Below are 12,203 nucleotides of genomic sequence, written 5' to 3'. Positions count from 1 at the left end.
GACAACGTTCCTGCATATTAAGGGAAATTAAACAATAATCAGGGCAGCTTAAGAAACCGTTAAGAAGACTCTGTTTTAATGGTTCTCAACGCAGCAACACATCGAAAAGATGCCATAGTTGCTGACACTCACCAGAAACAGTTAATTAAGGAAGACCTATTATGATGAAGAAGATCACTCTGGCAACCCTCATCGCACTTTGTTCAGCGACTGCCTTTGCACAACAGACCGGCGGCTTTAACGGACCTTCGGCGCAGGACGCTCAAACTCAGGCCGCACCGCAGGGCGGATTCACCGGAACCACCGCCCTGAGCACGGTGAAAGATGCGCAAACCATGAAAGACGATCAGTGGGTGATGCTGGAAGGTTTTATCGATCAGCGCATCGACCATGACAAATACATTTTCCGCGACAGCACCGGCACCCTCAACGTAGAGATTGATGGCAAACGCTGGCAGGGACAGAACGTATCGCCAAAAGATAAAATCCGCATCGAAGGTAAAGTCGATAAAGACTGGAACTCTGTAGAAGTGGACGTCAAAAGTGTAAAAGTGATCAAGTAATCACGCCCTGACGTAAAAAAGCCCCGACGGTGAAAGCTGTTGGGGCTTTTTACTGAATGCCTGAGGGGATCAATATTCCTGATCTTCGATCAACCGTTTTCCCAGCAATAACGTATCTGAAATCTCATAGCCGAGCTTTTCGTACATACTGACTACCGCATCGTTTTCAGCCCGCACCATCAAATTGATTTTCGGACAACCGCGCGCGATGAGTTTCTTTTCCAGACGGTTCACCAGCGCATTGGCTATGCCGCGCCCGCGATAATCCGGATGAACACCGAGATAACCCGCCGATCCGCGATGGCCGTCGTAGCCGCCCATCAGCGTGCCAACCACTTCCCCGCCGACTTCCGCTACCAGGAAAAACTCCGGGCTGTGGTTAATTTTACGCTCAATATCCAGTTCAGGATCATTCCACGGACGCAACAGATCGCAGCGCTCCCATAAGGTCAGTACTTCTTCGAAATCTTCTTGACGGTATACGCGAATTTCCATCACTGTCGCCACGGGTAATAAAGGGATAACCTAATTATCGCGTGATCTGTTTGATACGCAACATCAAAATCTAAAATTGTGTGTTTTATAACCGCAACTTATCGGTCGCTTTCATCCCCCCGGCAGAGAATTAATCATTACCCTGAGAAATATTTGCGCGGCAATATATTCATTCGCGACACAAAATTCATAAAAAGTAATAGTTCTCAGATCGAAACTATAAAAAAGATACTCTATAACATAGGGCATTCTGCACTTATTCTGACGGTAATGGACTGATGTTAAACCCTCTGAACAAATTTCTGCATTTCCAGCCTCTGCCTGCTGCCGCTACCCGTCGCCAACTGTTGTTGTCCGGCCTGGGTCTGGCCATTGCCGCTTTTGGTTCCCGCTCCGCCAGCGCCGCGCAGCAAGAACACATCACCAAATCAGCTCCGGCACCCAAACCACCCGGCGCCAAAAAGCTGGTGATGATTGATCCGGGCCACGGCGGGATTGATTCCGGTGCCGTCGGCCATGAAGGCTCGGAAGAGAAACACGTGGTGTTGGAAATCGCCAATTACGTGCGTGCAATCCTCGGTGAGCAGAGCCATATTGAAGTCAAACTGACCCGCGATTCTGATCACTTTATTCCGCTGTACCAGCGCGTCGAGCTGGCGCACCAACATCAGGCAGATCTGTTTGTGTCGATCCATGCCGATGGCTACACCAGCCCGAGCGCATCCGGCGCCTCGGTGTTTGCCCTTTCAAATCGCGGAGCCAGCAGCGCGATGGCGCGATATATGTCGAAAAAAGAGAACGACGCCGATCTGGTCGCCGGGGCGAAATATGCCAAAGAAGACAATAATTATCTGCAACAGGTTTTATTCGATCTGGTACAAACCGACACCATTAAAAACAGCCTGACGCTCGGCCACCACGTGCTCGACCGCATCCGTCCGATCCACCATCTGCACAGCCAGCAGACCGAACAGGCGGCATTCGCGGTACTGAAATCTCCGTCTATTCCGTCGATTTTGGTGGAAACGTCGTACATCACCAACCATCAGGAAGAGCAACTGCTGAGCACCACGGCGTTCCGTAAAGAGATTGCGCAGGCGATTTCACAGGGGATTATCAATTTCTTCAGTTATTTCGATGCCAACGAACGCAAACCCCGCTGATCTGCCAACCTGAGCACAAATCACGTTATACTGACCTCCTATTTTTTGATTCAGCGCCCGCAAGGCGCTGAATGTCTTTTCAGTCAACGTCTGCGAGTTTGCCCGTGAGCCAATCGATTCCCGACATCCAGCAAGTTAAAACCTTCCTGCTCAAACTGCAGGAGCACATTACTGAGCAACTGGCAGCCGCCGACGGTCAGGGCCAGTTCGCTGAAGATCAATGGGTGCGCGAAGAAGGCGGCGGCGGCCAGAGCCGGGTGTTAACCGACGGCGCAGTCTTCGAACAGGCGGGCGTCAACTTCTCGCACGTGTCAGGCGCCACGCTTCCGGCCTCCGCCACCGCACACAGGCCCGAGCTGGCAGGACGCAGCTTTCAGGCGATGGGTGTTTCGCTGGTCATTCATCCGCTGAATCCTTACGTGCCAACCAGTCATGCTAACGTGCGTTTTTTCATTGCTGAAAAAGACGGTGAGGCGCCGGTGTGGTGGTTCGGCGGTGGATTTGACCTCACGCCTTACTACGGATTTGAAGAAGACGCACGCCACTGGCACCTGACGGCGCAGCAGCTTTGCCAGCCATTTGGCGACGACGTTTATCCGAAATACAAAAAGTGGTGCGACGACTACTTCTTCATCAAACACCGCAGCGAGGCGCGCGGCATCGGCGGCCTGTTCTTTGACGATCTGAATACCCCTGATTTCGACACCTGCTTCGATTTCATGCAGGCCGTGGGCAACGGCTTTACCGACGCCTATCTGCCGATTGTTGAAAAACGCAAAGCGCTGCCGTGGGGCGAACGTGAGCGTCAGTTCCAGCTCTACCGTCGGGGCCGCTATGTGGAATTCAACCTGGTATGGGATCGCGGCACGCTGTTTGGCCTGCAAACCGGTGGCCGCACGGAATCGATTCTGATGTCGATGCCGCCGCTGGTTCGCTGGGAATACGGTTATCAGCCAGAGGCGGGAAGCCCGGAAGCCGCGCTGTACAGCGATTTCCTGCCGGTGCGCGACTGGCTGGCTGACGGAGACCAACAATAATGCAAATCTGGGTCGACGCCGACGCCTGTCCGAACGTCATAAAAGAGGTTCTGTTCCGCGCCGCCGAGCGCACCGGGATGATGGTGACATTGGTGGCTAACCAAATCATCCGAACACCGCCGTCCAAATTCCTGCGCACGCTGCGGGTCGAGGCCGGTTTTGACGTCGCCGATAATGAAATCGTCCGGCGCACAGAGCCGGGAGATTTAGTGATCACCGCCGATATCCCGCTGGCGGCTGAAGTGATCGAAAAAGGTGGCGTCGCGCTGAATCCGCGCGGCGAACGTTACACCACGGAGACCATTAAAGAGCGCCTGAACATGCGTGATTTCATGGACACCATGCGCGCCAGCGGCGTACAGACCGGCGGACCGCCTGCGCTCAATCAGCGCGACCGTCAGCAATTCGCCAATGAACTGGATAAATGGCTGCAACAGGCCAAACGCTAAATCCGGTCGGGCAAACCGATTTACCCTACACATTAAAGGAATAAGAAATGGTCAAAAAGATTATCCTCGATTGCGATCCTGGGCACGATGATGCTATTGCGATGTTGCTGGCGCACGGAAATCCGGAGATCGAGCTGCTCGCCGTCACTACGGTGGTCGGCAATCAGACACTGGAAAAAGTCACCCGCAACGCCTTAGCAGTGGCGCGGGTCATCAACCTGACCGGCGTGCCATTTGCCGCAGGCGCGACCCGCCCGCTGGTGCGTCAGGTGGAAATCGCTGATGAAATCCACGGTGACTCAGGCCTCGATGGCCCGGTTTTACCGGAAGCCGCCATTACCCTCGAACCGGTTCACGCCATTGATTTGATCATTGATTTGATCATGGCGCATCCGCCGAAAACCATCACACTGGTGCCGACCGGTGGTTTGACCAATATTGCGATGGCGGTACGCAAAGAGCCGCGCATTGCCGAACGCGTCAAAGAAGTGGTGCTGATGGGCGGTGGTTATCACGTCGGTAACTGGAGCGCCGTGGCAGAATTCAATATCAAAATTGACCCGGAGGCCGCGCACATCGTCTTTAACGAAAAATGGCCGCTGACCATGGTAGGGCTGGATTTAACCCATCAGGCGCTGGCGACGCCGGAAGTTGCGGCACGCATCGCCGCCGTCGGTACGCAACCGGCAAAATTCGTCGGCGAGCTGCTCGATTTCTTCGGTCTGAGCTACAAGGACAGGCAAGGCTTTGATTCCCCGCCGGTGCATGACCCCTGCGCCGTGGCTTATGTGATTGATCCGAACGTGATGACGGTGCGCAAAGTGCCGGTAGATATCGAGCTGACCGGTACGCTGACGCTGGGCATGACCGTGGCAGACTTCCGCGCCCCGCCGCCGCCTGATTGCCATACCCAGGTTGCGGTAAAACTCGATCATCAGCGTTTCTGGGATCTGATCGTCGATGCACTTGAGCGGATCGGCGAAGTGAAATATTGACATAATGATGTTTGAGTTAGATAAGAAACTGTCAGCAGCGGTGAAAACCGGCAGATCGTAAAGACGCCGTGAAATCATCCCTGATGGCTCGAACCGCGCCATCCATGGCGCGGACGCTTTACTCTTCTGCCTGTCTTCAACTGTGGGGATTGGACTTAGTAATCTGATAGGCTTCCTCCGGGACGCCCTTTTGCTTATTTAACAAAACTTATAGTGGCTCTGTTTGCGCCTCGACCACCGCCAGTGCCACCATATTTACAATGCGTCTGACCGAGGCAATTGGCGTCAGAATATGCACCGGTTTCGACACCCCCATCAGCACCGGCCCGACGGTCACCCCTTCTGAACTGGAAACCCGCAACAAGTTATAACTGATACGCGCCGACTCCATGTTTGGCATGATCAGGATATTGGCAGCCCCTTTCAGCGGGCTGTCTGGCATGATGTCCTGACGGATACTTTCCACCAGTGCGGCATCGCCGTGCATCTCTCCGTCGATTTCCAAATCTGGCTCACGGGCGTTCACCAGTTCCAGGGTTCTGCGCATTTTCAACGCCGCCGGACTGTCAGAGGTGCCGAAACTGGAGTGCGATAACAACGCGACTTTCGGCTCGATACCGAAGCGCCGCACCGTTTCGGCCGCCATCAACGTGATTTCCGCCAGCTGTTCCGCCGTCGGATCGTCATTGACGTAGGTATCGGCGATAAAGGTGTTCCCGCTCGGCAACAGCAGGGCATTCATCGCCCCGGCAACGTGTGCGCCTTCGCGGAAACCGAACACGTTTTCCACAATGTCATAATGCTCATGATAAGTGCCGACGGTGCCACAAATCATCGCGTCGGCTTCGCCACGCAGCAACATGATCGCGGCAATCAGCGTCGGGTTACCGATCACCGCACGGCGGGCCTGCTCCTGTGAGACGCCGCGCCGTTTCATCCGCTCATAATATTCGCGCCAGTATTCGTTAAAACGCGGATCGGATTCATTATTCACCACTTCAAAATCTCTTCCCGCCTCAAGTTGCAGACCGAGTTTTTTGATGCGCATCTCAATGACACTCGGCCGCCCTACCAGAATCGGTTTCGCCAGCCCAAGGGAAATCAGCTCCTGCGTCGCCTGCAGTACGCGCTCCTCTTCCCCTTCGGCCATCACCACGCGTTTGGCGTCTTTTTTGGCCTGTGAGAAAATTGGCTTCATAAACAGATTGGTTTTGTAGACAAACTCCGACAACTTCTCAATGTAAGCATCAAAATCGGTGATTGGACGCGTCGCTACGCCGGAATCCATCGCCGCTTTAGCGACTGCCGGGGCAATTTTCACGATAAGCCGCGGATCGAAGGGCTTAGGAATGATGTACTCAGGCCCAAAAGACAACTCTTCTTCCCCATACGCCGAAGCCACCACGTCGCTTTGTTCGGCCATCGCAAGGTCGGCGATCGCATGCACGCAGGCCAGTTTCATTTCCTCATTGATGGTGGTCGCACCAACGTCCAGCGCCCCGCGGAAAATGAACGGGAAGCACAGCACGTTATTCACCTGATTTGGATAATCCGACCGGCCGGTGCAGATAATCGCGTCCGGGCGCACAGCTTTGGCCAGGGGCGGCAGGATTTCCGGTTCAGGGTTAGCAAGCGCCAGAATCAGCGGATCTTTGGCCATGGTTTTCACCATGTCCTGCGTCAGCACGCCCGGCCCGGAACAGCCAAGGAAGATATCAGCCTGCGGGATCGCATCAGCCAGCGTGCGCTGTCCGTTATCTTCAATTGCATAGGCCGCTTTCGTTTCGGCCATATTCTCTTCGCGACCCTGATAAATCACACCGCGTGAATCGCAGGCTGTGATGTTATGGCGTTTCAGCCCCAGCGCCACCAGCAAATTCAGGCAGGCGATGGCCGAAGCCCCTGCGCCTGAAACCACCAGCCGCACATCTGAAATATTTTTCCCGACCACACGCAGGCCGTTCAGGACCGCCGCGGTACAGATAATCGCGGTGCCATGCTGATCGTCATGGAACACCGGAATGTTCATACGTTCGCGCAGTTTTTTCTCAATGTAGAAACATTCGGGCGCTTTGATGTCTTCGAGATTGATGCCGCCGAACGTCGGCTCAAGCGCAGCGATCACGTTGATCAGTTTGTCCGGATCCAGTTCATCTATTTCGATATCAAACACATCAATACCGGCGAATTTCTTAAACAGCACGCCCTTGCCTTCCATCACCGGTTTACCTGCCAGCGCCCCGATATTGCCCAGCCCGAGCACCGCCGTACCGTTAGAAATTACCGCCACCAGATTGCCTTTAGCAGTGTATTTATAGGCCGCCAGCGGGTCTTTTTGGATTTCAAGACAAGGAGCCGCCACCCCGGGAGAGTAAGCCAGCGCCAGATCGCGCTGCGTTGCAAGCGGTTTAGTGGGTGAAACCTGTATTTTTCCGGGCACGGGGAATTCGTGGAAATCAAGCGCACTTTGTTTCAGTTGTTCGTCCATCGTAGGATCCTTTTTGTGTTTCTTATTTTTTGTAGGGGTACAGACCGGGAAACCCGCAACATTTGATTCACTCACGCTTTCAGTTTTCCCGCACAACAGTATAGATAACCTGCCACGACAGAGGGCGAAGCACGACCAAAACTTGCGCGTTACATTGATTACTTTTCGTTCGCGGAAGACGTCTCGCAAATTTCGACTAAGCTTAAAGTTCCCCCTTGCGCAACACAGGTTGAAAGTTCAGCCTTGCGTAGGCTTTTGCTTTTTCATTGCTCTGACCCATTACAACAATCAGAGAAAGCGCATTCAAATTGTTAACAGAATGATGCAGGGTAGTAGCCCTGTGAAAAGAGACCACGCTTCTCTTCTCGTATCATTTTTCTTCCTAAGGAGATGTTGAAATGAACCAGTTAGACGCCCTCAAAAAGCTAACGACTGTCGTTGCCGACAGCGGTGATATCGAATCCATCCGTCATTTCGAACCGCAGGATGCCACCACCAATCCATCCTTAATTCTCAAAGCCGCCGACCTGCCTCAGTATCAAAACCTCATCAAAGACGCGCTGGATTACGCACGTAAAAAAGGCGGCAGCAAAGAGGAGCAGGTGATCAACGCCACGGACAAGCTGGCGGTGAATATTGGTGTCGAAATTCTTAAAAGCGTCCCCGGCCGCATCTCGACAGAAGTCGATGCGCGTATGTCCTTTGACAGTGAAAAGTGCCTGACCAAGGCGCGTAAATTGATTGGTTTGTATCAGGAACAGGGGATTGATAAATCCCGCATTTTGATCAAATTGGCTTCCACCTGGGAAGGCATCAAAGCAGCAGAACAGCTGGAAAAAGAAGGCATCAACTGTAACCTGACGCTGCTGTTTTCTTTTGCTCAGGCACGCGCCTGCGCCGAAGCCGGTGTATATCTGATCTCCCCGTTCGTTGGCCGTATCTATGACTGGTACAAAGCCAAAGAACCAAATGCGACGTATGACGTGGAAAAAGATCCGGGCGTTAAATCCGTTCGTGAGATCTACAAGTACTACAAAGCGCAGGGCTATGAGACCGTCATCATGGGTGCCAGCTTCCGTAAAGTGGAACAAATTCTGGCACTTGCCGGTTGTGACCGCCTGACCATCTCACCCAACCTGCTTGAAGAGCTGAAAGCCAGCGATGCGCCGGTGGAGCGCAAACTGCAACCGTCATCTGCTTCGGGCAGCAAGCAGCCTGCGCCGCTGACTCAGGCCGAATTCCTCTGGGAACATCATCAGGATGCCATGGCCGTTGATAAACTGGCCGAAGGTATCCGCCAGTTCGCCGTCGATCAGAAGAAACTCGAAGATGTACTGTCTGCTCAACTGTAATTTCACCCACTGAAATTCCAATGGCTGCTGCCTGCTGGCGCGGCCATTCATTCACCGGAGAAAAATATGCCTTCTCGTAGAGAGCTAGCGAATGCTATCCGTGCCTTAAGCATGGATGCGGTGCAGAAAGCGAATTCCGGCCACCCCGGCGCACCAATGGGGATGGCGGATATCGCTGAAGTTCTGTGGCGCGATTACATGAATCACAACCCGACTAACCCGCACTGGGCCGATCGCGACCGCTTTGTGCTGTCCAACGGTCACGGTTCGATGCTGATTTACAGCCTGCTTCATCTCACCGGCTATGACCTGCCGATGAAAGAGCTGGAGAATTTCCGCCAGCTGCATTCCAAAACGCCAGGCCACCCGGAATACGGCTATACGCCGGGCGTTGAAACCACCACCGGTCCGCTGGGTCAGGGCATCGCCAACGCCGTTGGTTTTGCTATCGCCGAACGCACGCTGGCCGCGCAGTTCAACCGCGAAGGCCACGATATCGTCAACCACCACACCTACGCTTTTATGGGTGACGGTTGCATGATGGAAGGGATTTCCCACGAAGCCTGCTCGCTTGCCGGCACCATGAAACTCGGCAAACTGACCGCGTTTTATGATGACAACGGGATCTCCATCGACGGCCACGTGGAAGGCTGGTTCACCGATGACACGGCCAAACGTTTCGAAGCGTATGGCTGGCATGTGATTCGCGGTGTTGATGGCCAGAACTCTGACGCCATCAAAGCGGCGATCGAAGAATCCCACAAAGTCACCGACCGTCCTTCCCTGCTGCTGTGTAAAACCGTCATCGGTTTCGGTTCGCCAAATAAAGCAGGCACGCACGATGCGCACGGCGCTGCTCTGGGCGTGGATGAAGTGGCTGCCACCCGCAAGGCGCTGGGCTGGAACTACCCTGCCTTTGAAATTCCGCAGGACATTTATGCCGCCTGGGATGCCAAAGAAGCGGGTAAAGCGAAAGAAAAAGCCTGGGATGATAAGTTCGCGGCTTACGCCAGCGCTTATCCTGATTTGGCGAAAGAGTTTAAGCGCCGCGTGAGCGGTGAGCTGCCGGAGAACTGGGAGGCCGACGCGCAGAAATTCATCGAAGGTTTACAGGCTAAACCGGCCAACATTGCCAGCCGTAAAGCCTCGCAAAACACGCTGGAAGAGTTCGGTAAAATACTGCCTGAATTCCTCGGCGGTTCTGCTGACCTTGCGCCAAGTAACCTGACCATGTGGTCCGGCTCTAAATCGCTGGGTGATGATCTGGCCGGTAACTACATTCACTATGGCGTGCGTGAGTTCGGCATGACGGCTATCTCCAACGGGATCGCGCTGCACGGCGGATTCCTTCCTTACTCGGCGACCTTCCTGATGTTCGTCGAATACGCCCGTAATGCGGTGCGTATGGCATCACTGATGAAGATCCGTAACGTGTTCGTCTACACTCATGACTCCATCGGTCTGGGCGAAGACGGCCCAACGCACCAGCCGGTCGAGCAAATGGCCAGCCTGCGCGTGACGCCAAACATGAGTCTGTGGCGTCCGGCGGATCAGGTTGAGTCTGCCATCGCGTGGAAATACGCCATCGAACGTAACGACGGCCCTTCCGCGCTGATCTTTTCCCGCCAGAACCTGACCCAGCAACCGCGAACTGCGGAGCAGTTGGCCAACGTGGCGCGTGGCGGTTATGTGCTGAAAGATTGCGAAGGCAAGCCTGACGTCATTCTTATTGCCACCGGTTCTGAAGTGGGTATTACCGTCGAAGCCGCCGATAAACTGGCCGCAGGCGGGACCAAAGTACGCGTGGTTTCGATGCCGTCCACTGACGTTTACGACAAACAGGACACGGCATATCGTGAATCTGTGCTGCCGAAAGGCGTCACGGCGCGACTGGCGGTGGAAGCTGGTATTGCGGATTACTGGTACAAATACGTTGGCCTCAACGGCGGCGTAGTCGGCATGACCAGCTTCGGCGAATCGGCTCCGGCAGAACAGCTGTTCAAAGAGTTCGGCTTTACTATCGATAACGTTGTCGCCAAAGCGCAGGCGTTGCTGCAATAACGTCGTCGCCTGACATACCCCCTCCCAGCCTCCCCTTTCGCAGGGGAGGAGCAAATTCAAAACCGGCTGGGTCTGCTCCCTCACCTGCTAAGGGGAGGGCCGGGCTGGGGGCATCATTGCAAACACCTTGCATTTTTCAGGGCTAAAATCCCTTCGCTTTGGTCTTGCTCTAAATCCCTCGCTCCGGTAAAGTCCCGCCCCTTCTTTGGCATGGGGATCAGTGATGTTTATTGGATTTGACTACGGTACAGCGAATTGCTCAGTTGCGGTGATGCGCGACAATAACGCCCAACTGCTGGCGTTAGAAAATAACGATCCTTATTTACCCTCCATGCTTTGTGCGCCAACTCGCGAAGCGGTCAGCGAATGGCTGAACCGTCACGGACAGGTGCCAACGGGCAGTGATGAAAATCTGGCGCTGCTGCGTCGCAGTATCAGCTTTAACCGCGAGGAAGATATTCCGGTTAACGCCAACAGCGTGCAGTTTGGTTTGCAGGCGCTCGCCACCTATATGGAAGATCCGGAAGAGGTGTACTTTGTCCGCTCACCGAAATCCTTCCTGGGCGCAAATGGCCTGAAGCCGCAACAAATTGCTCTGTTCGAAGATCTGGTCTGCGCGATGATGTATCACATCAAACGTCAGGCAGAATCCGTATTACAGCACACCATTGAGCAGACCGTTATTGGCCGCCCGATCAACTTCCAGGGTATGGGCGGCGATGACGCCAACCGTCAGGCACAGGGCATTTTGCAACGTGCCGCAGAACGCGCCGGTTTCCGCGATATCGCTTTCCAGTTCGAACCGGTAGCAGCAGGGCTGGATTTTGAGGCGACGCTGACAGACGAGAAAACAGTGCTGGTGGTAGATATCGGCGGTGGTACCACCGACTGTTCGGTATTGCTGATGGGGCCACAGTGGCGCGATAAGGCTGAACGTCAGAACAGCCTGCTCGGCCACAGCGGTTGCCGCGTGGGCGGGAACGATCTGGATATCATGACGGCGTTCAAACTGTTGACGCCACAGTTCGGCATGGGCAGCGAAACCCACAAAGGTATCGCGATCCCCGCACTGCCTTACTGGAATGCGGTAGCGACTAACGACGTCCCTGCTCAAATCGATTTTTACAGCGTCGCCAATGGCCGCATGCTGCGTGATTTGATCCGCGATGCCGCACAGCCGGACCTCATCAAACGTCTGCTGAAAGTTCAGCAACAGCGTCTGAGCTATCGTCTGGTGCGCGCGGCGGAAGAGAGTAAGATTGCGCTCTCCGAACGCGAAAGCGTCACGGCGGCAATGGACTTCATCGAGGCGGGTCTGGCAGAGACTATCAGCCAGCAGCAGCTGAGCGAAGCTATCGCACAGCCGCTGGAGCGCATTCAGGAACAGGTGAATCTGGCGCTGGCGAGCAGCGACATTAAGCCGGACGTGATTTATCTGACCGGTGGCAGCGCACGTTCTCCTCTGCTGCGGGCCGCGTTGCAGGCACAATTGCCGGGCATTCCGCTGGTCGGTGGCAACGACTTTGGCTCTGTCACCGCCGGTCTGGCGCGCTGGGCGCAAACACTGTTCCGTTAAGCGCAAGATTGCCGACACTTTAGT

The 12,203-nt window shown here is 54.6% G+C and carries 10 protein-coding genes; 8 read left to right on the top strand and 2 right to left on the bottom strand.

Annotation, left to right across the window (positions count from 1 at the left end; all coding sequences use genetic code 11):
- Window positions 1-164: 164 nt before the first annotated feature.
- A complete protein-coding gene (locus tag AC0Z7K_RS20125; RefSeq protein WP_413529520.1) occupies window positions 165-563 on the top strand; it encodes a YgiW/YdeI family stress tolerance OB fold protein in 399 nt (132 codons plus the stop codon).
- Window positions 564-632: 69 nt separating this feature from the next.
- Here the strand turns inward: AC0Z7K_RS20125 and AC0Z7K_RS20120 are convergent, their stop codons facing one another.
- Entirely contained in the window at window positions 633-1,058 is a 426-nt protein-coding gene (locus AC0Z7K_RS20120) for a GNAT family acetyltransferase (protein WP_112164920.1), read from the bottom strand.
- Window positions 1,059-1,336: 278 nt separating this feature from the next.
- On the opposite strand from AC0Z7K_RS20120, the gene amiA reads away from it, so the two are divergent.
- The 4 genes from amiA (at window position 1,337) to uriH (ending at window position 4,702) form a co-directional block, all read left to right on the top strand.
- Window positions 1,337-2,221: an N-acetylmuramoyl-L-alanine amidase AmiA gene (gene amiA / locus AC0Z7K_RS20115; protein WP_485615647.1), complete on the top strand. Its 885-nt coding sequence runs from the start codon at window positions 1,337-1,339 to the stop codon at window positions 2,219-2,221.
- 71 nt (window positions 2,222-2,292) lie between these two features.
- Window positions 2,293-3,258, top strand: coding sequence for an oxygen-dependent coproporphyrinogen oxidase (gene hemF, locus AC0Z7K_RS20110; RefSeq protein WP_413529167.1), 966 nt, complete (start codon window positions 2,293-2,295; stop codon window positions 3,256-3,258).
- Window positions 3,258-3,707 carry a YaiI/YqxD family protein gene (locus tag AC0Z7K_RS20105; RefSeq protein ID WP_413529166.1) on the top strand — a complete coding sequence of 150 codons (450 nt, stop codon included), beginning with the start codon at window positions 3,258-3,260 and terminating at the stop codon, window positions 3,705-3,707. The genes hemF and AC0Z7K_RS20105 overlap by 1 nt, the downstream gene beginning before the upstream one ends.
- Before the next feature lie 47 nt (window positions 3,708-3,754).
- Window positions 3,755-4,702, top strand: a complete 948-nt coding sequence (uriH, locus tag AC0Z7K_RS20100; protein WP_485615646.1) for a uridine-preferring nucleoside hydrolase UriH — start codon at window positions 3,755-3,757, stop codon at window positions 4,700-4,702.
- A gap of 208 nt (window positions 4,703-4,910) precedes the next feature.
- Here the strand turns inward: uriH and maeB are convergent, their stop codons facing one another.
- Complete coding sequence (maeB, locus tag AC0Z7K_RS20095; protein WP_485615645.1) at window positions 4,911-7,190, bottom strand: NADP-dependent oxaloacetate-decarboxylating malate dehydrogenase; 2,280 nt, start codon at window positions 7,188-7,190, stop codon at window positions 4,911-4,913.
- Between the two features lie 398 nt (window positions 7,191-7,588).
- Here maeB and tal point away from each other — a divergent pair, with 398 nt between their 5' ends.
- The 3 genes from tal to yegD all read left to right on the top strand — a co-directional run bounded on the left by tal (window position 7,589) and on the right by yegD (window position 12,179).
- Window positions 7,589-8,542: a transaldolase gene (tal, locus tag AC0Z7K_RS20090; RefSeq protein ID WP_485615644.1), complete on the top strand. Its 954-nt coding sequence runs from the start codon at window positions 7,589-7,591 to the stop codon at window positions 8,540-8,542.
- A 66-nt stretch (window positions 8,543-8,608) separates the two neighbouring features.
- A complete protein-coding gene (tkt, locus tag AC0Z7K_RS20085) occupies window positions 8,609-10,603 on the top strand; it encodes a transketolase (protein ID WP_485615643.1) in 1,995 nt (664 codons plus the stop codon).
- 223 nt (window positions 10,604-10,826) lie between these two features.
- Window positions 10,827-12,179: a molecular chaperone gene (gene yegD, locus AC0Z7K_RS20080; RefSeq protein WP_485615642.1), complete on the top strand. Its 1,353-nt coding sequence runs from the start codon at window positions 10,827-10,829 to the stop codon at window positions 12,177-12,179.
- The last annotated feature ends 24 nt before the right edge of the window (window positions 12,180-12,203 follow it).

Source organism: Rahnella sp. 1L-D-7-B-C2 (assembly GCF_057290995.1).
The sequence above is the reverse complement of the archived record's forward strand: the minus strand, read 5'-3'. Positions and strand labels throughout refer to the sequence as shown.

Excerpts from the sequence above, each read along its gene's own strand:
- AC0Z7K_RS20125 (WP_413529520.1), top strand. The coding sequence starts at position 165 with ATGAAGAAGATCACTCTGGCAACCCTCATCGCACTTTGTTCAGCGACT.
- AC0Z7K_RS20120 (WP_112164920.1), bottom strand. The coding sequence starts at position 1,058 with ATGGAAATTCGCGTATACCGTCAAGAAGATTTCGAAGAAGTACTGACC.
- amiA (WP_485615647.1), top strand. The coding sequence starts at position 1,337 with ATGTTAAACCCTCTGAACAAATTTCTGCATTTCCAGCCTCTGCCTGCT.
- hemF (WP_413529167.1), top strand. The coding sequence starts at position 2,293 with ATGTCTTTTCAGTCAACGTCTGCGAGTTTGCCCGTGAGCCAATCGATT.
- AC0Z7K_RS20105 (WP_413529166.1), top strand. The coding sequence starts at position 3,258 with ATGCAAATCTGGGTCGACGCCGACGCCTGTCCGAACGTCATAAAAGAG.
- uriH (WP_485615646.1), top strand. The coding sequence starts at position 3,755 with ATGGTCAAAAAGATTATCCTCGATTGCGATCCTGGGCACGATGATGCT.
- maeB (WP_485615645.1), bottom strand. The coding sequence starts at position 7,190 with ATGGACGAACAACTGAAACAAAGTGCGCTTGATTTCCACGAATTCCCC.
- tal (WP_485615644.1), top strand. The coding sequence starts at position 7,589 with ATGAACCAGTTAGACGCCCTCAAAAAGCTAACGACTGTCGTTGCCGAC.
- tkt (WP_485615643.1), top strand. The coding sequence starts at position 8,609 with ATGCCTTCTCGTAGAGAGCTAGCGAATGCTATCCGTGCCTTAAGCATG.
- yegD (WP_485615642.1), top strand. The coding sequence starts at position 10,827 with ATGTTTATTGGATTTGACTACGGTACAGCGAATTGCTCAGTTGCGGTG.